Source organism: Enterococcus sp. DIV0806c (genome assembly GCF_051710905.1).
Lineage (GTDB): Bacteria > Bacillota > Bacilli > Lactobacillales > Enterococcaceae > Enterococcus_B > Enterococcus_B mundtii.
This window is the reverse complement of sequence record NZ_JBIOLO010000001.1, coordinates 2,809,435-2,832,996: the sequence shown is the minus strand read 5'-3', so window position 1 is coordinate 2,832,996 and position 23,562 is coordinate 2,809,435. Positions and strand designations below refer to the sequence as shown.

At 37.3% G+C, this 23,562-nt stretch carries 20 protein-coding genes, 1 pseudogene and 1 other annotated feature; of the genes and pseudogenes, 17 read left to right on the top strand and 4 right to left on the bottom strand.

The genetic code is table 11. The features are described from left to right. Positions 1 to 82: 82 nt before the first annotated feature. From IGK77_RS13140 to IGK77_RS13120, 5 genes are all read left to right on the top strand, one after another. Positions 83 to 2,296 carry a RelA/SpoT family protein gene (locus IGK77_RS13140; RefSeq protein ID WP_071867724.1) on the top strand — a complete coding sequence of 738 codons (2,214 nt, stop codon included), beginning with the start codon at positions 83 to 85 and terminating at the stop codon, positions 2,294 to 2,296. A gap of 11 nt (positions 2,297 to 2,307) precedes the next feature. Beyond that, positions 2,308 to 2,754 (top strand): D-aminoacyl-tRNA deacylase, encoded by a 447-nt coding sequence (gene dtd / locus IGK77_RS13135; protein WP_071867725.1) that lies wholly within the window; start codon positions 2,308 to 2,310, stop codon positions 2,752 to 2,754. Positions 2,755 to 2,908: 154 nt separating this feature from the next. Next, entirely contained in the window at positions 2,909 to 3,739 is an 831-nt protein-coding gene (locus tag IGK77_RS13130) for a prenyltransferase (RefSeq protein ID WP_074801273.1), read from the top strand. Positions 3,740 to 3,878: 139 nt separating this feature from the next. Next, positions 3,879 to 5,138, top strand: a complete 1,260-nt coding sequence (locus tag IGK77_RS13125) for a cytochrome P450 (protein ID WP_074801278.1) — start codon at positions 3,879 to 3,881, stop codon at positions 5,136 to 5,138. Between the two features lie 266 nt (positions 5,139 to 5,404). Continuing rightward, positions 5,405 to 5,530 (top strand): hypothetical protein, encoded by a 126-nt coding sequence (locus IGK77_RS13120; RefSeq protein WP_334270439.1) that lies wholly within the window; start codon positions 5,405 to 5,407, stop codon positions 5,528 to 5,530. Positions 5,531 to 5,592: 62 nt separating this feature from the next. On the opposite strand, the gene IGK77_RS13115 is transcribed toward IGK77_RS13120, so the two are convergent. After that, on the bottom strand, positions 5,593 to 6,543 hold the full coding sequence (locus tag IGK77_RS13115) for an aldo/keto reductase (protein WP_074801281.1): 951 nt from the start codon (positions 6,541 to 6,543) through the stop codon (positions 5,593 to 5,595). Positions 6,544 to 6,673: 130 nt separating this feature from the next. Beyond that, positions 6,674 to 6,885, top strand: a binding site (T-box leader). Positions 6,886 to 6,950: 65 nt separating this feature from the next. Here IGK77_RS13115 and hisS point away from each other — a divergent pair. The 8 genes and pseudogenes from hisS to tnpA all read left to right on the top strand — a co-directional run bounded on the left by hisS (position 6,951) and on the right by tnpA (position 16,983). Then, a complete protein-coding gene (gene hisS, locus IGK77_RS13110) occupies positions 6,951 to 8,258 on the top strand; it encodes a histidine--tRNA ligase (protein ID WP_034687180.1) in 1,308 nt (435 codons plus the stop codon). Further along, positions 8,258 to 10,024 (top strand): aspartate--tRNA ligase, encoded by a 1,767-nt coding sequence (aspS, locus tag IGK77_RS13105; protein ID WP_074801284.1) that lies wholly within the window; start codon positions 8,258 to 8,260, stop codon positions 10,022 to 10,024. Before hisS ends, aspS begins: the two co-directional genes overlap by 1 nt. A 206-nt stretch (positions 10,025 to 10,230) precedes the next feature. After that, positions 10,231 to 11,106 carry a YitT family protein gene (locus tag IGK77_RS13100; protein ID WP_010734230.1) on the top strand — a complete coding sequence of 292 codons (876 nt, stop codon included), beginning with the start codon at positions 10,231 to 10,233 and terminating at the stop codon, positions 11,104 to 11,106. Positions 11,107 to 12,088: 982 nt separating this feature from the next. Further along, a complete protein-coding gene (locus tag IGK77_RS13095; protein WP_074801288.1) occupies positions 12,089 to 12,928 on the top strand; it encodes a LysM peptidoglycan-binding domain-containing protein in 840 nt (279 codons plus the stop codon). 28 nt (positions 12,929 to 12,956) lie between these two features. Continuing rightward, positions 12,957 to 13,328: a phage holin family protein gene (locus IGK77_RS13090; protein WP_071867732.1), complete on the top strand. Its 372-nt coding sequence runs from the start codon at positions 12,957 to 12,959 to the stop codon at positions 13,326 to 13,328. A 104-nt stretch (positions 13,329 to 13,432) separates the two neighbouring features. Continuing rightward, positions 13,433 to 14,095, top strand: coding sequence for a BacL2 family protein (bacL2, locus tag IGK77_RS13085; protein WP_074801292.1), 663 nt, complete (start codon positions 13,433 to 13,435; stop codon positions 14,093 to 14,095). Positions 14,096 to 14,135: 40 nt separating this feature from the next. Next, entirely contained in the window at positions 14,136 to 16,319 is a 2,184-nt protein-coding gene (locus IGK77_RS13080; protein ID WP_071867733.1) for a glycoside hydrolase domain-containing protein, read from the top strand. Positions 16,320 to 16,531: 212 nt separating this feature from the next. Then, positions 16,532 to 16,983: pseudogene (tnpA, locus tag IGK77_RS13075) on the top strand (IS200/IS605 family transposase). Positions 16,984 to 17,124: 141 nt separating this feature from the next. Here tnpA and IGK77_RS13070 read toward each other — a convergent pair. Continuing rightward, positions 17,125 to 17,592, bottom strand: coding sequence for a hypothetical protein (locus IGK77_RS13070; RefSeq protein ID WP_229078109.1), 468 nt, complete (start codon positions 17,590 to 17,592; stop codon positions 17,125 to 17,127). Between the two features lie 891 nt (positions 17,593 to 18,483). Between IGK77_RS13070 and IGK77_RS13065 the strand changes: the two genes are divergently transcribed. The 4 genes from IGK77_RS13065 (at position 18,484) to IGK77_RS13050 (ending at position 22,369) form a co-directional block, all read left to right on the top strand. Then, the gene (locus tag IGK77_RS13065) at positions 18,484 to 18,633 is read left to right on the top strand and encodes a hypothetical protein (RefSeq protein WP_176285300.1); all 150 of its coding nucleotides are present in this window, start codon (positions 18,484 to 18,486) and stop codon (positions 18,631 to 18,633) included. A gap of 73 nt (positions 18,634 to 18,706) precedes the next feature. Next, on the top strand, positions 18,707 to 18,886 hold the full coding sequence (locus IGK77_RS13060; protein ID WP_071866489.1) for a hypothetical protein: 180 nt from the start codon (positions 18,707 to 18,709) through the stop codon (positions 18,884 to 18,886). Between the two features lie 740 nt (positions 18,887 to 19,626). Next, positions 19,627 to 19,797, top strand: a complete 171-nt coding sequence (locus IGK77_RS13055) for a helix-turn-helix domain-containing protein (protein WP_081355946.1) — start codon at positions 19,627 to 19,629, stop codon at positions 19,795 to 19,797. Between the two features lie 640 nt (positions 19,798 to 20,437). Further along, positions 20,438 to 22,369: an acyltransferase family protein gene (locus IGK77_RS13050; protein WP_074801299.1), complete on the top strand. Its 1,932-nt coding sequence runs from the start codon at positions 20,438 to 20,440 to the stop codon at positions 22,367 to 22,369. A gap of 122 nt (positions 22,370 to 22,491) precedes the next feature. Here IGK77_RS13050 and IGK77_RS13045 read toward each other — a convergent pair whose 3' ends face one another. After that, positions 22,492 to 22,779 (bottom strand): GIY-YIG nuclease family protein, encoded by a 288-nt coding sequence (locus tag IGK77_RS13045; RefSeq protein ID WP_065096641.1) that lies wholly within the window; start codon positions 22,777 to 22,779, stop codon positions 22,492 to 22,494. Then, positions 22,769 to 23,503, bottom strand: coding sequence for a tRNA1(Val) (adenine(37)-N6)-methyltransferase (locus IGK77_RS13040; protein ID WP_071866487.1), 735 nt, complete (start codon positions 23,501 to 23,503; stop codon positions 22,769 to 22,771). The genes IGK77_RS13045 and IGK77_RS13040 overlap by 11 nt, the downstream gene beginning before the upstream one ends. Positions 23,504 to 23,562: the final 59 nt, after the last annotated feature.

The window sequence follows — 23,562 nt, the reverse complement described above, 5'->3', positions numbered from 1 at the left end:
TTTAATCCTAAGCTATAAAAAAATGCTTTCTCACGATAAAAAATATCTGTTTTGATTATGAATAGAAAGGGGGATGTTTCCCATGCCAAAAGAAGAAATATTAACAGGGCCTGACGTCATTAAGATGGTTAGCCAATACATGGGACCTGAACATGTCGCTTTTGTGCAAAAAGCATGTGACTACGCGACCACTGCCCACGAAGGACAGTTTCGTAAATCAGGAGAACCTTATATCATCCATCCGATCCAAGTTGCAGGGATTCTTGCAGATCTCCGAATGGACCCCCACACGGTTGCCACTGGTTTTTTACATGATGTGGTAGAAGATACAGAAGTAACCTTAGAAGATTTAAGAGAAGCCTTCGGGAACGACGTGGCAATGTTGGTGGACGGAGTGACGAAGTTAGGAAAAATCAAATATAAATCCCACGAAGAACAACTAGCGGAAAATCACCGCAAAATGTTATTAGCTATGGCTCAAGATTTACGTGTAATCATGGTGAAGTTAGCCGATCGTTTACATAACATGCGTACGTTAAAGCATTTGCGGGAAGATAAACAACGACGCATTGCGCAAGAAACATTGGAAATATACGCACCGCTTGCTCATCGTTTAGGGATCAGTCGAATCAAATGGGAATTAGAGGATACGGCGCTGCGTTATCTCAATCCAAAGCAATATTATCGAATCGTCCACTTGATGCAAACAAAACGAGAAGAACGTGAAAATTATGTCAGTGGTACAGTGGAGGATATCCGTTTAGCAACGGAAGAATTGGGGATTTTTGCAGAGATCTATGGCCGTCCGAAGCACATCTATTCGATTTACCGTAAGATGAAAGATCAAAAGAAGCAGTTCAATGAAATCTATGATCTACTAGCGATTCGAGTGATCGTAGATTCGATCAAGGATTGTTATGCAGTACTAGGCGCGATCCATACGAAATGGAAACCCATGCCAGGTAGATTCAAAGATTATATTGCGATGCCTAAAGCGAATATGTATCAATCGTTGCATACAACTGTTATCGGACCAGCAGGCAACCCTGTCGAGATCCAGATCCGAACCCAAGAAATGCACGAAATCGCTGAGTTTGGGGTAGCTGCTCACTGGGCGTATAAAGAAGGAAAAGGCGACAAAGTTGAACCTGATGGGATGACAAAACAGTTAAGTTGGTTCCATGAGATCATCGAACTGCAAGATGAAAGTTACGATGCTTCTGAATTCATGGAGGGAGTGAAGGGCGATATCTTTAGTGATAAAGTCTATGTGTTCACTCCAAAAGGCGATGTGACTGAGCTTCCTAAAGGATCAGGACCGTTAGACTTTGCTTATAGCATCCATACAGATATTGGGAACAAAACGACTGGTGCTAAAATCAATGGGAAAATGGTCCAATTAGATTACAAATTGAAGAATGGTGATATTATCGAGATTCTGACTTCGCCAAATTCATTTGGACCAAGTCGTGATTGGCTGAAATTAGTAGCTACTAGTAAAGCGAGAAATAAAATCAAGCGTTTCTTCAAAGGACAAGATCGAGACGAGAATGTGACGAAGGGTCATGAAGCTTTAGTGAAGTGTATTACAGATCTTGGCTTTGTACCAAAGGAGATCCTTTCAAAAAATAAATTACATGACGCATTAGAACGTTTGAATTTCCAAACAGAAGAAGACATGTATGCCGCGATTGGTTATGGCGAAGTAAGTCCATTGACGATGGCTAATCGCTTGACTGAAAAAGAGCGGAAAGAACAAAAAATCGAGCAACAAAAACAAGAAGCAGAAGAGTTGATGAATCAACCTAAAAAAGAGCCTGAAAAAATGAAGGTTCGTCATGAAGGTGGCGTCGTCATCCAAGGTGTTGAAAACTTGTTGATCCGGATCAGCCGTTGTTGTAATCCTGTACCAGGGGATGACATCGTGGGCTATATCACCAAAGGACGTGGTATCTCGATCCATCGCAAAGACTGTCCGAATGTCCAACCGGATAAACCAAATGTGGAAGAACGGTTGATCGACGTTGAATGGGAAGACACTTCAAATACGAACAAAGAGTATGATGCTGATTTAGAGATCTATGGCTATAATCGTTCTGGCATGTTAAATGACGTCTTGCAGACAGTGAATGCGATGACTAAAAATCTGAACAGTGTCGAAGCACGAACGAATAAAGACAAAATGGCGACGATCCATTTGACAGTAGGGATACGCAACTTGTCACACTTGAAAAGTATTGTCGATAAAATCAAGACCGTACCGGATGTATATAGCGTACGCCGGATGAATGGCTAGGAGGTAGTACCTTGCGCGCAGTGATCCAACGAGTGAGTCAAGCAGCTGTGTCGATCAACGAACGAGAAGTGGGTCGTATCGATCATGGCTTGTTGATTTTGCTAGGTGTTCATGAGACAGATACGCAAACAGACGTCGATTATTTGATCAAAAAAATTGCCCAGATGCGTATCTTTGAAGATGAACAAGGAAAAATGAATTTAAGTATTGAAGATGTCAAAGGAGCGCTGTTGAGTATTTCTCAGTTCACTCTTTTTGCAGACACAAAAAAAGGCAATCGACCAAGTTTTATCGCAGCAGCACGTCCGGAAACAGCGATTCCTTTATACGAAGCCTTTAACGAAGGGCTAAGACAACGAGGAATCACCGTTGAAACAGGAGAATTTGGTGCAGATATGGCGGTTTCTCTTGTGAATGATGGCCCAGTGACGATCATTATTGATTCTCAAAATAAATGATAAATGAATAAAAAAGATCAGTCTGATTTTGATGGAGTTTCTCAAAATCAGACTTTTTTTGTTTACTTTATTCCTAATTTTAGAATGCGCTTTCGGTTTTTGTTCGTCATAAGTACTGAGATGCGATAAAATTGAACATAGGAGGTGCTTGCCAATGGCTAATGGAAATCAAGCAACTATAGATGAAATACTTTCCCATCGCTATGATAATGGCTTTGATTACTGGGCAACGTCAGATAAAAAATTGATCAAAGGAGCCCCATTCAGTACTTTAGAATGCCCATTGTATCTTTTAGATGCAGGTGTGTTAGCTAAAGAAGCTTACCTACAAGAAACGGCCAATTTGATACTTGAAGCATGGCGGGAAGACGGACGATTCAAAGTTTCGCCAAAAGGTGCGATCTACCCATGCCATACGGCTGCTGCACTTCGAACATTGTGTTATTTAGATTATGCAACAGACAAGAGACTCAAAAAAACATTTGATTATTTTCTCGCTACCCAAGAAGAAGATGGCGGATGGAAGTGCAATAAGTATAGTTTTGGCAAAGGCCCTGAAACCGAATTTTCTACACCGATGACGACCTTAACAGTTTTGGATGCCTTTCGTTTCTCCGAATGGATCAACAACGATGAGCGGTTGGATCGAGCGGTGGAATTTTTATTGTCCCATTGGACGATCAAACAACCGATTGGACCTTGCCATCACGGGATCGGAACATTATTCATGCAAGTAGAATATCCCTTTAGAAGCTATAATTTATTTTATTATGTCTATGTTTTGTCTTTTTACAAATACGCTAGAAAAGACGTGCGCTTCAAAGAGGCATTTCATGCGCTGACTTCAAAGCTAGACGAAGGAATGATTCGAGTGGAAAGAGTGGTACCTAAGTTAAGAAAATTATCTTTTTGTGAAAAAGGACGAGTGAGTGAAAGAGCCACAGAACGTTATAATGAAATCTTATTTAATTTAAATGATTTATAAAGAAGTTGTTTATTCGGGTATAAGCAGCACAAGAAAAATAATTGATATAGCTTGGTCTCAAACACTTCCTTTGTCAGTTTTATTGTACAAGGAGTATCCTAATAATATCTAAAGTTATTTATTAGGAGGAGTAAAAAATATGCAAGAAATTCCAGTGGTCGATATCAAAATGACCGAAATCAAAAAATACTATAATGAGGGCTACAAAATGCTTGGAAAGCTAAGAGAAGAAGCCCAATCACCTGTTGTGAAAGCAAAGATATTCAATAAGGAAGCTGTGATTATCTATGGAGAAGAGGCAGCGAAACGTTTTTATGATCCGAGAAATTTCAAACGAGAAGGCGCGATGCCTAAAATGGTCCAAAAAACATTATTTGGAAAGGACGGTGTGCAGTCTTTAGATGGCGCGGAACATCATCACCGTAAAGCAATTTTTATGGATTTGATGACACCAGAGCGAATGGAAGACTATCATCAAATATTGGATCGAGTATTGGCACATGAATTGGAACAACAGCATGGTACCTTTGAGTTATTTGACCTGAGTAAAAAAGTACTTTTTACTGCTATTTGTGAATGGTCTGGAATCAACTTAGCGGATTATTCAGAAGAAGAGATCAACCAACTGGCAGATTATCAAATCTCCATGATCAGTGGAACAGTGACCTCACCGATCGATCATTTTAAAGGTGTAGACAATCGGAAAAAATCAGAAAAATGGGCACAAGAGTTGTTGGAAGAAGCACGAGAAAATCCAGTAGCCGGAAAAGAAAATGTAGCGCTCTATGCTTTTGCGAATGCGACTGACCTTAAAGGTAATCTTTTGCCTTTGGATATTGCGGCGGTAGAATTATTGAATATCATTCGGCCGACCGTGGCATTGACCGTATGGGCGGCATTGATGGGGCATGCTCTTTTCAGCCGACCAGATATCTATCAACAATTAAAAAACGATTTTAAGGAACTACAAGATCCTTTTATTCAGGAGATGCGTCGGTATTACCCATTTTTCCCAATGTTACCGGCATTTGCTTTACAAGATGTTGAAGTAGATGGCTATCGCATCCCTAAAGACAGTTGGGTGATTTTAGATTTGTATGGAACAAACCATGATGAACGGACAGTGGATTCACCAGAGGCATTTTTGATCAAACGATATATTGATAAAGCGAAAAAAATCTCTTATGAAGAAGAATATGAGATGATTGCACAAGGTGGCGGTGATTTCCGAAGAATGCACCGATGCGCAGGTGAATGGATCACGTTGCATAGTTTACGAGTTTTTTCCGATCAATTAGTGAATCGTTTTGCCTTTGCTGTGCCAGAACAAGATTGGACGATTCCATTCAATCAATTTCCGACCTACCCGAATAGCCGAGGATTGTTATACAAAGAGTAACGTGGCTTTTGAGCTTGGGTTGCTCAGTGAGGGAGAGACAAAAGTAACATTCGCTTTTATCTCTTACGTTAGAATTGATTAGGTAGTGGGCAGAGAAGTAGTCTCTTAGGTAATTAGAGTCCTTCTCTCCCGACATCCTTCTATAAAAATATACAGGAGGTATGAAGGAATGAGCGAAATTATAATTCGTGTATCAGAGGAAGAAAAATCATTTATTTTGGCAATGGCTGATTTAAGGACTGACAATATCGGAATTAGCTAGAACGATGATATTAGGTACGTTGGAAATGCAAATTGACTTGGCTATCTATAATGAAGCGATGAAGGATCATCAGAAACTTGATGAAAGTCTCTCGCATGACGAAATGAAAAAAAAGCTAAGGTTATGCTGAAACATCTTGTACATAATAAAAAAACAACCACCGCATTTTCTCGCGATGGTTGTTTTTGAGTACTATTTAAACTCTCGGAATAACTGATCGATTGTTTGGGCATCTTCTAAAGACAAATGAATATCCAAAGCTTTGGCATTGTCTGCGACTTGTTCAGGTTTCTTTGCACCGGGAATGACAAATGAAATCCGCGGGTGCGCGATATACCAAGCTAAGACTAATTGAGCAGTAGTTGCTTGGTACTTTTCAGCAAGCGGTTTGAGTTGATCGACCGCTGTGATGATTCGTTCATAACGTTCACCTTGAAAGTTTGGTTTGTTCTTTCTAGGATCATCTTCAGAAAAATGTTTTGGACTTTCTAGATCATACTTGCCAGTCAATAAACCTGAAGCAAGTGGGAAATAAGGAACGAAACCAATCTCGTTCCCTTCGAGGTAAGGGAATAATTCTTTTTCCGCTGTGCGATGGATCAAACTGAATTGATCTTGTACGATATCGACATAGCCGTCTTGGTTGGCTTCTTTCAATTGTTCTAAAGTGAAATTCGATACACCAATGGCACGGATTTTCCCTGCTTCTTTTAGTTCGTGTAAAGCGGCAACTGCTTTATTTTTAGGTGTTGCTTCATCTGGAAAATGGATATAAAAAATATCGATATAATCTGTCTGCAAACGTTCTAACGCTTCATCAACTGATTTTTTTAAAAATTCAGGAGAGTTATCAAATTTTTTCGGTTGATCTGGACGATGTGCTGCTTTGGTGGCAATAATAATACGGGAACGATCATAAGCCGGCTCTTGCAGAACTTCTCCAATCAATTGTTCTGAACGACCTTCGCCATAAATATAAGCAGTATCAATAAGGTTCAAGCCATTATCTAAGGCTGCTCTGACGACTTCTTTTCCAGTTTCATCAGCTAATCCTGAAAAAAGATTGTGCCCGCCGACGGCATTTGCACCTAAGCCGATTGCTTCGGCATATACTTGAGAATGACCAATTTTTACTTCTGACATTTTTTTACCTCCTTTTTTATTTAGTCTAAATCAAAAAGAAAAAAAGCTAAATCAAAATGACTTTGAAAAAGAAATCAATAAGAATCTACTTGACTTTGCGCTGTGTTTTTAGTAGGTTATAATTAATATCTAAATATCGATGAAAGAGCGAGTAAGTAACTAAATGCTTTATAAGAGAGGATCGTCGTGGCTGAGAGCGATCTAAAACAAGTAGTTTCTGAAAGACACTCTGGAGATGGACGCGTGCAAAGCCGTCCCGTAAACGAGCGTTAATCGTGAGAGGAAAGAGCAATCTTTCAAATATAGGTGGTACCGTGTATGAATTAATCATTCACCCTTGTTCATGGCGAACAAGGGTGTTTTTTGTTTGCATTGATTACATAGCGTGAAGAAAAGGAGAGAAAAATATGAGCTTCCAAAGACCAAAAGGAACAAATGATATTTTACCTGGAGAATCTGAAAAATGGCAATTTGTTGAAGAAACTGCCCGTTTATTATTTAAAGATTACCAATATAATGAGATCCGCACACCGATTTTTGAGCATTATGAAGTGATTGCTCGTAGTGTAGGGGATACGACTGATATCGTTTCAAAAGAAATGTATGATTTTTATGATAAAGGCGAGCGTCATGTTACGCTTCGTCCAGAAGGAACTGCACCAATCGTTCGTTCATTTGTTGAGAATAAATTATTTGGACCAGAATATACAAAACCTTACAAAACATTTTATATGGGACCAATGTTTCGTTATGAGCGTCCTCAAAAAGGTCGTTTACGTCAATTCCATCAAATCGGTGTCGAAGCATTTGGCTCAGACAATCCCGCGACGGATGTTGAAAGTATGGTGATGGCATTAGACTTCTTCAAGCAATTAGGAATCAGTCAAATCCGTTTAGTGATCAACTCTTTAGGCGATCAAGAAACGCGACAAGCGTATCGTCAAGCGTTGATCGATTACCTTGTACCGTTTGAAGCAGAATTAAGCGAAGATTCACAACGTCGTTTACATGAAAATCCATTACGTGTATTGGATAGTAAAGACAAACGTGATCAAAAATTCGTAGCAGAAGCACCTTCGATCTTAGATTATTTAAGTGAAACAGCAAAAGCACATTTTGAAACAGTGATTGCCATGTTGGATGCGTTAGATGTGCCTTATGAAATCGACAGTAATATGGTTCGTGGGTTAGATTATTATACGCATACGATTTTTGAAGTGATGAGTGACGCGCCTAAAATGGGCGCACAAGCAACGATTTGTGCAGGTGGTCGTTATGACAACTTGGTCGAAGAACTAGGTGGGCCAGCAACACCAGGATTTGGTTTTGCGATGGGGATCGAACGTATTTTATTAACGATGGAAGCAGAAGAAGTAGCTGTTCCTGTAATGAATACATTAGATGCCTATGTGGTAGCACTAGGCGAAGAAACAAATATCGAAGCGTTAAAAATCGTTCAAGCGATTCGTGATTTTGGTTTTTCCGCCGATCGTGATTTTATGGGACGTAAAGCGAAAGCACAATTTAAGACAGCAGACAAAGCCGATGCGAAGTTGGTCTTAGTGATTGGTGCGGATGAATTAGCCAATCAAACGATCAACGTCAAATCAATGGCTAATCGTACAGAGAAAAGCTTTGCATTAGAAGATATTTATGACCACTTTGATAAAGTCTATGATGAAATGACATTATCTACTGAACAGGAGGAAAAATGATGGCACAACGAACAGTATACTGTGGACTGGTTTCAGAAAAGCAGTTAGGACAAACAGTTACATTAAAAGGTTGGGTACAAAAAAGACGTGACTTAGGTGGCGTGATCTTTATTGATTTACGTGATCGTGAAGGAATCGTCCAACTTGTTTTTAATCCAGAAATCAATAAAGAAGCGTGGGAAATCGCTGATAAATGCCGTAGTGAATATGTCATTGAAGTGACAGGTACAGTAAAAAAACGGGATGAATTGGCAATCAATCCTAAAATGGCAACGGGTGAATTTGAGATCATCGCGGATGAAATCATTATCTTGAATCAAGCCAAAACACCACCTTTCTTGATTGAGGATGAACAAACGATCAGTGATGAGATTCGTTTGAAGTATCGTTATCTTGATTTACGTCGTCCAAAAATGACAAAAAATATCAAATTGCGCAACGATACAACGAAAGCAATCCGTCATTACTTGGATGACCATGATTTCTTGGATATAGAAACACCTTATTTAGGAAAATCAACACCAGAAGGCGCGCGAGATTACTTAGTACCTTCTCGTATCCATGCAGGGCATTTCTATGCTTTACCACAATCACCACAGTTGTTCAAACAATTGCTGATGAATGCTGGCTTTGATCGTTACTATCAAATCGTTCGTTGCTTCCGTGATGAGGATCTACGTGGCGACCGTCAACCAGAATTTACACAAGTCGATATCGAAACGACGTTCTTGACCGCTGAAGAAATCCAAACCTATACAGAAGGTTTGATTGCTAAAGTGATGAAAGAGGTACGTGGTATCGAAGTCACTTTGCCATTCCCACGTATGACATATGATGAAGCGATGAGCCGTTATGGAAGTGACAAGCCAGATACACGTTTTGACATGGAATTGATCGATTTGAGCACGGTTGTGAAAGACGTTGAATTTAAAGTCTTCCAAATGGCGCTTGAAAATGGTGGAGTGGTCAAAGCGCTGAATGCGAAAAATGCAGCAAGCAAGTATTCACGTAAAGATTTAGATAATCTTGGACAATATGCCACTCAGTTTGGCGCAAAAGGACTAGCTTGGTTAAAAGTAGAAGAAGATGGCTTGAAAGGTCCTATTGCGAAATTTATGGGCGAGGCATCTGAAGCATTGATCCAAGCAACAAACGCTGAAGTTGGGGATATTTTATTATTTGGTGCAGATAAAGAAGAAATCGTTGCAGCCACTCTTGGAGCGATTCGTTCTCGCTTAGGAAAAGAATTAGATTTGATCGACGAATCAAAATTCAATTTCTTATGGGTGACAGAATGGCCACAATTTGAATATTCAGCAGAAGAAGGCCGCTATGTTTCTGCTCACCATCCGTTTACGATGCCTAAAGCATCCGACGTCGAGTTATTGGCAACTGATCCGGCAAAAGTCTATGCAGAAGCGTATGACATCGTCTTGAACGGCTATGAATTAGGTGGGGGATCATTACGTATCCATACAAGAGAATTACAAGAAAAAGTATTAAAAACACTAGGCTTTTCTGAAGAAGAAATGGAAGAACAATTCGGTTTCTTGTTAAGTGCATTAGATTATGGCTTCCCACCACATGGAGGGATTGCTTTAGGGCTTGACCGCTTTGTGATGTTGCTTGCAGGTGAAGAAAACATTCGTGAAGTCATTGCTTTCCCTAAAAATGGTAAAGCAGCTGATGTTATGAGTGATGCGCCAAGCACTGTTTCTGATCTTCAATTATTTGAGTTGAACATCGATGTAACAGATGTTGAATAACAACGACTAGAGATAAATTATTTTCATAGAAACACCAAGGTTGTGAAAGGGTCACAGATAAGTCGCGATTGATTCGGACTTGTGACGCTGACACAACCTTTTTTGTATGATATTGGAATTTCCAATCTTTTTTTCAAAGAAGTCTCTTGATTATATTCTAAAAGATCATATAATAAGGGCATACCAGATAAAGCGAGGCTTTTTTCATGAAAAAAACTTTCGAAAATTGGGCGTATCATGATTATACGACCAAACTTTCGGTGTCGATCGTCTATGCACTGATTGCTTCAGTTGCATTGAACTTTTTTTATCAACCAGGAAACATCTATTCAAGTGGGATAACCGGTCTTGCGCAAATCTTAACGACGCTTTCAAAATCAGTGATTGGTTTTGAGATTCCAGTCTCAACCACGTTGTATTTGCTGAATATCCCATTATTCTTTTTAGCATGGTTTAAACTTGGAAAGAAATTTACGATTTTTACATTTATCACTGTGACATTAACCTCGCTTAGTATCCATCTCTTGCCACAAACGATTCTTTCGACCGATCCGATCATTTGTGCGATATTCGGTGGTGCCGTCAATGGGGTTGGTATTGGTTTAGCATTAAAAAATGGCTTATCTTCTGGCGGATTAGATATCGTGAGTATTACGATCCGTAAAAAAACAGGACGATCCATTGGTTCGATTTCCATTTATTTCAATGCACTGATTGTTTTCGTAGCGGGCTTGCTCTTCGGTTGGCAGTATATGTTTTATAGTGCCTTGTCGATTTTTGTGAGTGGCAAAGTGACGGATGTCGTCTATACGAAACAAAAAAAGATGCAAGTCATGATCGTGACTAAGCATCCTGAAGCAGTGATTGAAGCGATCCAAAAATGTATGCGTCGTGGGATCACGATCATCAATGAAGCAGAAGGTGCGTACAAGCACGATAAACAAACAGTCTTAATGACGATCGTTACTCGCTACGAGCTTCCTTTGTTACGTGAAGCAATGAAATCTTCTGACCCGCAAGCATTTGTCAGTATTGCGGAAAATGTCCAAATTCTCGGACGTTTTTATGAAGATGGAATATAGAGTTTAGTAAAATAGTTAGATAAAACACAGTGGATAACTGATCGGTTATCGCTGTGTTTTTTTGTTATTTTGTTAAATCTAAAGAACTTAAAAGTTATTAGTTTTTACATAATCCTATAGTCCAGATTCTAAATTTTTAGCGGTTTTGCGTTTAAAACGACACTTTATTATAGAGTTGTGATTATTTAAAAATAACGTGATATATTGAAATGAGAAGTAAGAAAGATAAATTTATGGATCTTGTATAAAAGAAAGGTGACAGTATCTTGAAATTAAAACGATTCGTTCTATCAGAATAGTCAAAGTAATATAGTTCTTCCTTAGTTGCTCAGCTGTCTACTTACTAATAAGAGGACCTAAGTATGCAGTTTTGATACCATTATTATTTGGTTTTCTCTTTGAACTAACCCTTCCAAAAGAATATGGTGGAGGACTAGTTAAAAATAAAAAGAATGTATTTATTAATTCAGAAAAAATTTGGATTGAACCACTTATTGGGATTTTACTTTTGTTTTTATTTATTATTTTTTCAACTATTATTTAATTGATCTAGGAAGAATAAGATGGGAAACGGGATGTAGAAAACTTGTGTTTATTTTTTTCAACATTTAAAGAATTTCAAGCATGGCAGAGTATTTGTATATCAAAATTTTCGTTATCAATATAGCTATATAAACAACATTGTTGGGCCAACAGGGTATACTCTGTTGGATATTTGTGTATTTGTAATAAGCTTGAATTTATGGAATCACAACTAAGTTGAGCAATAGAAAACACATCAATAGTTAGTATTAAAATGTCGTTCATTATACTAGTAGTGTGGCAGAAAGGATCAACTTAAACTAAAAATATAGCTATTTAAACGAATGATGGGGCTAATTTCCTCAGGTCATTCATTTTTTTGTCACAAAATTTGCTTTTTCACGACATATCTTAACGTATACGAAAAGTCGCGACAATACAACAGAAGGAAGGAAAAGAGATGAACTACAGCGTAAAGACAGGCGATACGTTAAGTGGAATCGCTCAACAGTTTGGGATCACAGTACCTCAACTCCAACAGTGGAATCAGTTAGCTGATCCTGATTATATTCAAGTTGGACAAGTACTATTGATCCAAGAAACCCAAGAAAAGGGGGAGAATTACGTGGTACAAGTAGGAGACACATTGAGTGAGATTGCATTGCGCTTTGGTGTAACGGTCCAGCAACTTCAAACATGGAATAACCTTCCGAATCCTGATTTAATTCAAGTCGGTCAATGGTTGTTTATAGAAAAAAGGAACGGAAATTCCCAAAGTCGAGCCGTATCATTAGGACAATTACAAGCAATCGGCTGGTATTCGATCTCGGCAGAAGATGTCACAGAATTGAATCGTTGCCTGCAGACTTATAAAATTGTCTCTTTGAACAGTTTGCGTCACTTCATTAGTCAATGCAGCCACGAATCAGGTTGTGGAGTTTGGCGGGAAGAGTTGGCTTCTGGAGAGTCATATGAAGGGCGGAGTGATTTAGGTAATTATTATCCGGAAGACGGGAAAAAATACAAAGGAGCGGGTTATATCCAGCTAACTGGACGCAGTAATTATACCCGATTTGCCGCTTCAGTATTGGATCCAGAAATTTTAAATCAAGGAGCAAAGTATGTAGCTGCTACTTATCCATGGACCAGTGCAGGTTTCTGGTGGTTTTCAAACGGGATGAATGAATACTGTGGAGGAAATCCAACCGTTGAACAAGTGACCTTACGTGTAAATGGTGGATGCAATGGCTTGACATCTAGAAAACAATACTATCAGAAATGTTGTGAGATTTTCTGCTAAATACTCAGTTTACAAAGGAGGTGTTATGATGACTGCTTTGACAAAGATCTTTGCTACCGATCAGGCATTGATTCATATCTTTTTCCTTGTGGTTCTTTTAGATCTAATGACGGGGTGGCTCAAAGCAAAAGTCAATCACACCTGGTATTCTACATTAAGTTGGCAAGGCCTTTGGAAAAAACTTAGCCATTTTGTGTTACTTATTTTGACAGGAATCGTTGACTTTGTTTTGCTACAAAATGAGGTTCATTTAGAGTTCACATTGGTCAAAGTTTTTACGACCTGTCTGATTTTTAATGAAATTGGAAGTATTATTGAAAATACGGCAAAAACAGAAGTGACGACTTACTTTCGGGAAATCTTAAAATCCATTGAAAAGAAAATGAGAAAAACACTGTAGTGGATTAAATGACAAAAAGAAATAAAAAAAATTGTTATTATCCTGTCACAAGTTACACTTATTTTACGACATACCCATCCAAAAGGACGATTGGAGTGGGAAACATGGATTTTTGGACAGAACGAATCATAGAAGTAGAGGATTATGTAAAAGAACAAGATGAAAGACGTTTAGAAATAATTTTGTTGAATTTTGTTCCGTATTTAAAAAAAAGTGCAAAATATTCACATTTTTCAGCAAGTAATGTAGGCGTATACATTTCGTTTGAAGATTTTTATAGTGCCTACCTCTTCGCAACTTGGGAAGCAATCGAAGTTTTTCGAGAAGAACAAAAAAATGATTTTAACTTTAAAAATGTATTTCTCCATCGATTATTTATTGCAGAAAAAAATGTTTGGCGTTTATATAAGAAAAAATCAGGGAAATCCACCGATAAACATGGCATTACTTATGCAAGTGGGCACTGGCAAATGATTGATGAGTCCAGTGCCTGCTTTCCACCCTGTTTTTTAGACGAGAGTACATTGATGATCAAAGAGATTTTAATGAAGTATCAAGTAATTGCTCCTGATGATGCCCAGTTCTTTTCTTTGTTAGTGGAAGGCTATTCGTGTGCTGAAGCGGTGAGATATATGTTTTTTGAAGAATATAACGCACGTATGCGGAAAAAGATTGAGCGAATGAAGCGGAGATTCAAGAAATACTTGGAAAAAGAAAATTTTTTTCTATTTCCAGTCACAAATGACGAAAATCTTCGACATATCTAAGTGATTCGAATCAAAAAATAAATTTTTAGGAGTGAAAAAAATGAACGTAAATGATAAACAATTAAGAGAAGATCCATGGGTATTAGAAGTACAACAATGGTTGAATAAAACTTATGGAGATGTACCTAGTTTTGGTTCAGTTCCGGAAGATGGCCGTACTGGATGGGATACGGTATATGGTTTGATTCGTGCAGTGCAACATGAGTTAGGTATTACAGAATTGGTCAATAATTTTGGTGAGACCACTTCAGCACTATGGGATCAGCAAGTGACGCCCAACTTAATTAATAAGTATGAAAGCCCAATTGTAAAATTGGTCGATGGTGCTTTTCGCTGCAAAGGGATGGGAAATGGGAAATTTGACACAGTTTATACGCTCAATAATGATGATGCAATCAAAGGATTGAAAATGGCTGCTGGATTTGAGAATCCAACTAGTACGTTAGATTCAATATGGGCCAAAGCTTTGTTTGATATGAGTGCATTTGTATTAGTTCAAGGAGGCGATGCACGAACACGTGAAATGCAACAAACTTTAAATAGAAAGTATTCGGAATGGACAGGAATCTTACCTTGTGACGGGATCTATCAACGTGCCACAAATACTGCCTTGATTTATGGGGTCCAAGTAGAAGAAGGTCTAGGCGATATTGCAAATGGTGTATTCGGTCCAACTACACAAGAAGTTTATAGACAGTTAGCAGATAGTGGCCAAGTAGCAAGTAATAGCGGATTAGTGTTACTTCTCCAATATGCACTTTATCAAAATCTGATCAATGTACGTCCAAGTGGTGTCCCATTCAGCGGAGCATTAGATACCGAGACAACAGACTCATTATCATTATTCCAATTATTCTTGAATTTATCCGAAGTAACAGACGGTTATCCTGACTTAACTACTGCGATGTCCTTGATGCTTTCTTCTGGCGATCCTAACCGTAGTTTCAATGCGGTAGATACTTCAGAACAGCTAACTCCTGCGCAAATCACAACCTTGCAAGAAGCTGGAATACAATACGTAGGTCGTTACTTAACGGGAACCGTCGGCAATAACTTTATTCCAAAATATTTAACGGTAACTGAAGCAAATAATATTATTAATGCTGGAATGGCTATCATTCCGATTTATCAGGACAATAATCCAGTGGTAAGCTACTATACGTACAACCAAGGTGTATCAGATGCAAATACAGCATTTGCGGCTGCGGACTCTCTAGGATTTGACAAAGGAACAATCATTTATTTTGCAGTGGATGTGGATGCGCTAGACTCAGATATTACGACAAACATCCTGCCTTATTTCAGTGGACTACATGATGTTGCGACGAGAAATGGGATTCGTTTTAATGTAGGGATTTATGGTACTCGCAATGTGTGTATGCGTGTTTCTGAAGCAGGCTATACCGTGGCCAGTTATGTATCGAATATGTCTACTGGTTGGTCTGGTAATCTTGGTTTTTCTCAACCAACAGATTGGGCTTTTGACCAATTTAGTGAACCAAGCGATGGAATTGGCTCAGGAGATGGTTTAGTGATGATTGATAAACTGAATGTCTCTGGAATCGATCCAGGTGTAACGACTGTTAGTGCGGTTGATCCAGCTATTGGCGTCCTAAAAAATCTGGGACTTAAATTGATTGATGAAGCAATTGATAATGCACAATTTGAATTAGGAGTAGAAATGCCCATTTTCTCTATTGGACCTGTCACACTCACACAAACATTAGCCGGAACAGTTCAATCCGCAGATGCCAATGATAATCTTATTACATTTAGTATCATAAATGGAAAAATTGATCCAGCATTTGTTAGTGAAGTCTCTGATATGTTAGGTAGTGGTATTGCTGGGAAATTGGAAGCTAACATGGAAGGTTTAACTGCAGCTATCGAAAATGGTGATGTAGAATTAAGTGGTGGCTATGAAGATGGGAAAATTAGTGTATCGCTTGCCATTAATATGCAAAAATTTACAGTAGAAGGATCAGAAATTACTGCTTCTGTTAAATATGAAATTGAAATTGATTTAAATAAAATCGGAGGATTTTTTAAAGAGGTTTTTGAAAGAACGCTCTATACAATTGCAACAGGTGTAGGTATTTTCTTATTAATCTTAGTAATACCACCTATTGTTGCGTGGCTTGGTGCAGGGGCGACAACAGTAACAGCAGCGGGAGTAATTGCTTTAGTTATTAGCTCCATTTTAGATTTCATCAAAGAAAGCTAACTAAAAGATTTGAACCGCAAAAACATGGGAACTGTTTTTGCGGTTCTTATTATTGTCTTTAGACCAAGTTGAGCTCGCAAAGTGAGCGAAACAGAAAAACACCCGCAATTCGGGTGGGGTGAAGTGGGAACAAATGATTCTATCAAAAAGCCCTACACATCGTTAAAATATGATGTTCAGGTTATATTGATAACGCAAGGAAGGGAAAAGAAATGGGTAATAAAACAAATAGTTTATCTCATACAAAGTGGCTGTGCAAATACCACATTGTATTCACACTAAAGTATAGAAGAAAAATCAGCTATAATCAATATCGAGCAAGTACACAAGAGATTATCAAACGATTATGTAAGTATAAAGGAGTGGTGATTTTAGAGGGCATATGATGCCAGATCACGTCCACCTATTATTGAGTATCCCACCAAAAATGAGCGTGTCTAGTTTTATGGGTTATCTAAAAGGAAATAGTGCATTAATTATTTTTGATAAGCATGCAACTTTAAAATATAGGTTTGGCAATCGACACTTTTTGGCAGAAGGGTATGTAAGCACTGTGGGATTGAATGAAGCGACCATAAGGAAATACATTCAAGAACAAGAGAAACATGATATAGCGCTAGATAAATTAAGTGTTCGAGAATATGAGGACCCTTTTAAGGATTAGAGAGTAGAACAAACACCTTTTTAAAGGTAGGCAAAAGTGGCAAGGCCAGCTTCTTTAGGCGCTGGCCGGTGTTAAGGGCTTATAGCCTTGGAGCAAACCACCCTTTTGAAGGGGAGTTATGATTTTAATGTATAACCCCATCTAAGAAAAAAGAGGATACAATATCATTAATATACCTAGTGTAAGATGGACTATAAATCTTTTATTTGTATTTTGCATAAAACTTGCCTGAAGTTTTTCTGAAACCCAAACAAATTGTAATTCATTTTTAGGATGATCTATTAAATACTGTTTAAATATTTCGCGTTCATTTTTTTTGGATTTAATTAAGTAAAAGCCTGTAACAGCACTGATGGTAAGGGCTACTCCCAAATAGGGAATTATATGATTCAAATTTTTAGGGACGTCTTCAATAGGGAAAAAGTAGCGAATGACACGTGCCAAAATAAAAAAGACAATAACGTAAACGATAAATGAAAATTTTCTTTTTAGAGCAAAAGAAGGGTCCTTTTTTTCATAATATTGTGAGATTGCTTTTTTTCGTCTCTTTTGTTCTTGTTCAGTCAGGTTTGGAAAAGCACGCTCTCCTTCTTGTTTATATACAGCCATGATATCTGAATACTCCTGTTGGATCTGCCTGACTTTGTAGACTGTATAAATAAAACTAGCGTAATATATTAAAGTACACATAAATTTAATTAAAAGCATTATTTAGTTCTCCTTAAAGACTTTTTTTAATTATAGCAGACAAAACTTGAAGTAGCTTTAAAAATTTAATAAAAAAATGTTATTTATTGTGAACAGAAATAGTAGTTTTTTCTATTATTTATTGAAATGTGGATAGAAGTTAATCAAAGAAAACAGATTAACTTCTTTTTACTCTGTTCTAGTTTAAATTAGTTATTTGTTGCTGTCTTCATCTATATAAAGTTATTCAACGTAAATATACCATTAAATAACATTGAATATTAAATGACGCACGATATTAACATTAGTTGTCTATTTGTTTTTAGTATTATATAATTAAGAAGGGAATTGTCATCCTTTCTAAAGAAAGCGTTTTTATAACAAAGGGGTGATTTAAATTATAAAATGGAAAGGAGAATATTTGAGAATAAGAGGAGAAACAAATTTTTATTATGATGAAATACTTAGGAGGTATAAAAAATGAAAAAGTATATTTTGTTAGGCATAAGTTTTTTTGTTTTTTCAATATTTGGAATCATGAATACTGAGGTGCAAGCTGAACAGGTGACCTTAACTTCCTCAGAATAAACTGTTATTTATAATAAGTTTGGACAAGAAGTCAAACCTGAAATACTGTTTGTACAACCAAAAGGCACAACACCCCCGACTACTTTAAAGTGGCTGAGTTTTGGATCTAACTATCACTCTAACCCATTTTCAGGAGCAGGCACACGATATAGTGGCTATATTTTCGGACTTAATAGTACAAATAGAGCTAGGTTGACTTTTTCATTAGGAGGATTTGCTTGCTTTGTGACTGATCGCCCTGATCCAGCTTCTGTAGTAAATGTTTACAATATGCCTTTAAGCGGCTCTCCTTATACCTTAGAAACAGCTGGCTATTTTTATTTTGCTGTAGATAATCCTGTTAATGGACAAACTTATAGCATAATTCCATTATAGAAAAGAAAAAAACATTATTTATATCTTTTTTGAACATGATATGTGATATAACGTTCAAAAATTAGGAGTTTATATGAAAAGAAAACCTCTATTTGTAATTTTATTGATTCTTCTAATATCAATGATTTTTATTTGGATATTTACTTCAAAAATAAAACATGATAAGAATGAAGTAAATCGTACAATAATTATGGATAAAAATGGAAATAAAATAGATCCTATCCAAAAAGTGACTGGAAATTTAGGAAAATGAGATAACATACTATGCTTGTTTTTAAACAAATAATTAACTAAGTTCTTCTCTAAAAGTATGAATGAACCAATGAGGTATTTATAGAATAAGTATAAAATATGACTCATTGTCAAATAGTTTTATTTCAATTAAATCACCTTTAGTAAAATTTTCGGCGTGTCCTCTTTAAATATTATTAAACAATCTTAAAGAGAGTGGCTTTACTGGAACATCCGTACAGAAAATAGTGGTAGTAGACCGAACGATAATTTGATTATCAGATTACCACTCGGTCTACTACCACTATTTTTTACATAAATGTTTCAGCGAGACCTAATCTACCAAGGAAAGTATGTCAAATAAAACTGGAAAAATTTATCATTTAAAAAGGAGAATAACAATAAACTGCCAGTGTCTATTTAGGGTACACTCTAATTTTCCTTTCTGGTAATAAAAGGTAAAAAACTTGATAAATTAGCCTCTTCCAGTATATAGTAATTACGATTTAAGAATAAGGATAAATAAGAGGGGGTTATGCGGAACATTCAAATGAGATTTATTAATAATCAGATTATTAAAAGATGTTCTGGATTTAAAGGATTATTTTGGATCCTCTTTAAACTTTTTGGTAAAACGTACAGGTTATAGATTTGAAGAAGTAGATCGAATTATTTATCGAAAAAAGAAAGCGAAATTACTTGGAAATGAGGTTCTTTTTAAAGTAATCAATGATATATTTTATGGTAATTTGAGAAAAGTAGATGAAGCAGCTTTTTTATAATTATTCTAAAAGTACATTTCGTATAATATTATCGAAGATTGAACCTGTACTTATTGAATATAATTTAACTTTAGAATTAAATCCTATCAATATTAGTGGAGATGAGGGGGCAATAAGGAAATTTTTTATGGATTTCTACTATATTAGGTGAGCAGACTAGTTATCATTTAAAACTTCCAAAAGATTTATATGAAATTGTATTAAATGAGATTTCAACTCCATTAAAAAACTCCGAACTGGGATCTGGCACCACTAGCTCTTCAGCATACTATATGATTTATATTACATATGACACAAAAGAGAACGATCATCTGTCTGCTAAAGGACAGGTGATGTTTTTCATAATAAGTATGAATGAGTTATTAAAGTGATCATAGAAAAGGAGTGTTAGAGTGATTATAACTAGGGAGCATAGATGTTTCGATTATTTACAATGTTCCGATAAGAATCAAGTAAAGCAGAATAGCTTTTATTGATTCCTTTTTTTTGGGGAGTCCAAATTTTTAAATGGCTATTCCAGATGTCTATCCATGATAAGAGTAGAAATCATTCAAGTATTTCTCGTTCATCAACGAAAATAAATAAAAAAATAATGAAACCCTATTCAAGTAACGATTAGTCAACTTGTTATATTTGAAATTTTGTTAAAGTTACTTAAAAATGTGTTCTTTTTTGATGAACTATGGGATTATAGTATAAAGTGGCAACTTTTATGAAGTTTTTGCTTGCTATTTTTTGGTAATGCACGTATATTACGAATGAAAAAAGTTTATGAAAAGTTGGAATATTGAATGGAAAAACAAAAAAGATTAAAAAATAGCCGGTATATCACGGGCTTCGATGGGATTCGTTCATTAGCGGTCATCGGGGTTATTTTATACCACTTGTTGCCAACAAGTATGAAGGGTGGTTACCTCGGAGTTCCGATATTTTTTGTCGTTTCAGGTTATCTTATCACCGATCTCTTACGACAAGAGTGGGAACAAAATGGAAAAATCAATATTTGGCAATTTTACGTTCGGCGAATGAAACGACTGTATCCTGGGCTCGTTTTCTTGCTTATTACTGCATCAGCATATATTACGCTATTCCAGCGAGGATTGTTGAATAATCTTCGGGGCGTTGTACTCAGCAGTTTATTCTATGTCAATAACTGGTGGCAGATCAATAATGGATTATCCTATTTTGATCGTTTTGCAAATGAGTCGCCATTTACCCATATTTGGTCCTTAGCAGTAGAGGCGCAGAACTATCTGATCTGGCCGATCATTTTTGTATTACTCATGGTATTTGTCCGTAAGAAAAAAAATATTTTTTATGTCATTATGGGCACAGCCATTGCTTCAGCGATTTTGATGATGGTGTTGTACTCGCCAAATGGCGATCCTACTCGTGTGTATTATGGGACAGATACTCGCTTGTTCTCGATTTGGATGGGGAGTGCATTGGCTTTTGTTTGGCCAAGTACGCGATTGAAGAAAAATATCCCTAAACAAGCAAAGAAAGTATTGAATTTAGCGGGTTTTAGTTCGTTGATCATTTTGATCCTCTTTTTCTTTTTCTTAGATGACCATTTGAGCTTTATCTATTATGGTGGGTTCTTTTTAGTCAGTCTTTTATGTATGGTTCTTGTGGCAGTCACAGCGCATCCCGGTGCGAGCTTGAATCGCTGGTTGACGAATCCGGTCTTTAGTTGGATCGGTAAACGAAGTTATGGGATCTATTTGTACCAATTTCCGGTAATGATTTTTTACGAAGCGAAAGTATCAGGTATCGCTGATCATGTGTTGTTACACACGGTCATTGAAATCACATTGATTTTATTGATCAGTGAACTGTCGTACCGCTTTATCGAACGTCCATTGGCACGCTTTGATTATAGCCAAACGTTTCGCGTCGTCAAAGGCTGGTTCACCAAACCTATTTTCAGTAGGAAAAAGCCATGGGTGGTCCCTGGAACCTTAGTCGTAGCGATTGCCTTAGTCGGGTTCGTCACTGCACCTAAAAATGCTGTGACAGCGGACCAAGAGCAATTACAAAAGAATATTGCTGAAAGTAAAAAACTAGCTGAAAAAAGTCAGAATAATCAAGGCAATAATGTAGCACCTATTGACCAAGCGATTTTGGATAAATATGATTTGACCAAAGCGCAAGGGGAAAAAGCCCAACAGCTAGAGCTGACTGCATTTGGTGATTCAGTCATGTTAGATGCTGCGGCAGATTTAAAAGAACTATATCCGCAAGTAGTCGTAGATGGCGATGTCGGCCGTCAACTCTACACAAGCCTTCCTTATATCGAAGAATTGAAAAATAGGGATCTATTGAAAGATACGGTATTAATTGGGTTAGGAACAAATGGCTCTTTTTCTGAGGCGCAATTTGATAGCTTGATGAACGCGATCGGGGATCGTAAAGTTTACTGGGTCAATGTTCGCGTACCAACGAAGCGCTGGCAAAATGAAGTCAATGCCATGCTCACAGAAATGGAAAAGAAATATGACAACATGACAGTGATTGATTGGTACGGTTATAGTAATGGTCACAGTGAATGGTTCTATGACGATCAAGTCCATCCAAATCCAGATGGTATGTTGAATTATATCCATCTAGTCAGTGAAGCACTATTAGGTGGAACAAAAGAATCTGAGACAAGTCAAACAAGTGAGACTTCTTCGACTAGTACGAGCGACACTTTATCTGACAGTACTCAAGCAAGTGAATAAAAACTGAGGTTGAGACAGCAATGTTTTGACCTGAGCAGTAGGATAACTCTTACAAAAAAATGTCTCAACGAAAATCGTTCTCCGATCTTTCGTTGAGGCATTCTTTTTCTCTAAAATTCTTTTTACTCCGTTTGATCAGGTAAAGAAAGAGAAGGATGTGTCTTCAAATAGGTTTCTTTTTGCCGGCGTGTTTGTTTTTTGAACGCGGCTTCGGCTTTTGTGGCTTCACTTCTTGTAGCGTATCCTTCTGCATGGATCATTTTTACAGGACGTCTCTTTTGCAAACGTGTGTATTTAGCGCCTGTACCATTATTATGTTCTTGTAAACGACGAGCCAAATCGGTGGTATATCCTCCATAGAACGTATTATCTCGGCAGTGCAACACATAAAAGTAATGGTTATTCTCCATAAAGCATCTCACGAAGTTCGGGGGTATACTCACCTTGCGTATCATAGGTGAATAAAGGTGGAGAAACTTTGAAACCATCGGCTTTTCCCTGCTTGATTCCTTCAATCAATAAAATATTTGCTTCCTTGCCTACTTTAGGATAAACAAACTGAACACGTTTCGGTGCAATCTGATAGGTTTGCATAAGAGTCAAAATCTCTAAGAAGCGTTCTGGACGATGTACCAGAGCCAAGCGACCATTTGTTTTTAATAACTTGCCGGAGATTTGGATCACTTCTTCCAACGTTGTATGGATTTCATGTCGGGCAATTGCTAGATGCTCATTTGGATTTTTTTTATTTGTAGGTAAGCCTTTGAAGTAAGGGGGGTTACAGACGACTAAGTCACAAGAGTTGTGTCTGACAACCGTTAAACTTTCTTTTAAGTCAATCGTATGCACGGTCATTTGTTGTTCTAAATGATTCAATGAAATGCTCCGACGGGCCATGTCAGCTAAGCGTGGCTGTAGTTCGATCGCATCGATCTTTGCCTGTGTTTGTTTACTTAAAAATAGTCCGACAGCACCATTCCCCGAACAAAGGTCAACGATTTGGCCGGTTTTTGGCGCACGAGCAAAATGAGCGAGCAATACGGCGTCTAAAGAAAAGGAAAAAACTTGGGAACTTTGGATAATCTTAATATCTTTTGCATATAATTGGTCAATACGTTCATGTTCGTGAAGCATCTAATTCCCTCCAAATGAAAAAACTAATCGTATGTAGTATACTATTTTTGTTCAAAAGA

Bases quoted from the DNA above. Each gene is read 5' to 3' on its own strand.
- IGK77_RS13140 (WP_071867724.1), top strand. From the start codon at position 83: ATGCCAAAAGAAGAAATATTAACAGGGCCTGACGTCATTAAGATGGTT.
- IGK77_RS13130 (WP_074801273.1), top strand. From the start codon at position 2,909: ATGGCTAATGGAAATCAAGCAACTATAGATGAAATACTTTCCCATCGC.
- IGK77_RS13125 (WP_074801278.1), top strand. From the start codon at position 3,879: ATGCAAGAAATTCCAGTGGTCGATATCAAAATGACCGAAATCAAAAAA.
- IGK77_RS13120 (WP_334270439.1), top strand. From the start codon at position 5,405: ATGATATTAGGTACGTTGGAAATGCAAATTGACTTGGCTATCTATAAT.
- IGK77_RS13115 (WP_074801281.1), bottom strand. From the start codon at position 6,543: ATGTCAGAAGTAAAAATTGGTCATTCTCAAGTATATGCCGAAGCAATC.
- hisS (WP_034687180.1), top strand. From the start codon at position 6,951: ATGAGCTTCCAAAGACCAAAAGGAACAAATGATATTTTACCTGGAGAA.
- aspS (WP_074801284.1), top strand. From the start codon at position 8,258: ATGGCACAACGAACAGTATACTGTGGACTGGTTTCAGAAAAGCAGTTA.
- IGK77_RS13100 (WP_010734230.1), top strand. From the start codon at position 10,231: ATGAAAAAAACTTTCGAAAATTGGGCGTATCATGATTATACGACCAAA.
- IGK77_RS13095 (WP_074801288.1), top strand. From the start codon at position 12,089: ATGAACTACAGCGTAAAGACAGGCGATACGTTAAGTGGAATCGCTCAA.
- IGK77_RS13090 (WP_071867732.1), top strand. From the start codon at position 12,957: ATGACTGCTTTGACAAAGATCTTTGCTACCGATCAGGCATTGATTCAT.
- bacL2 (WP_074801292.1), top strand. From the start codon at position 13,433: ATGGATTTTTGGACAGAACGAATCATAGAAGTAGAGGATTATGTAAAA.
- IGK77_RS13080 (WP_071867733.1), top strand. From the start codon at position 14,136: ATGAACGTAAATGATAAACAATTAAGAGAAGATCCATGGGTATTAGAA.
- IGK77_RS13070 (WP_229078109.1), bottom strand. From the start codon at position 17,592: ATGGCTGTATATAAACAAGAAGGAGAGCGTGCTTTTCCAAACCTGACT.
- IGK77_RS13060 (WP_071866489.1), top strand. From the start codon at position 18,707: ATGAAAAGAAAACCTCTATTTGTAATTTTATTGATTCTTCTAATATCA.
- IGK77_RS13055 (WP_081355946.1), top strand. From the start codon at position 19,627: ATGAAGCAGCTTTTTTATAATTATTCTAAAAGTACATTTCGTATAATA.
- IGK77_RS13050 (WP_074801299.1), top strand. From the start codon at position 20,438: ATGGAAAAACAAAAAAGATTAAAAAATAGCCGGTATATCACGGGCTTC.
- IGK77_RS13045 (WP_065096641.1), bottom strand. From the start codon at position 22,779: ATGGAGAATAACCATTACTTTTATGTGTTGCACTGCCGAGATAATACG.
- IGK77_RS13040 (WP_071866487.1), bottom strand. From the start codon at position 23,503: ATGCTTCACGAACATGAACGTATTGACCAATTATATGCAAAAGATATT.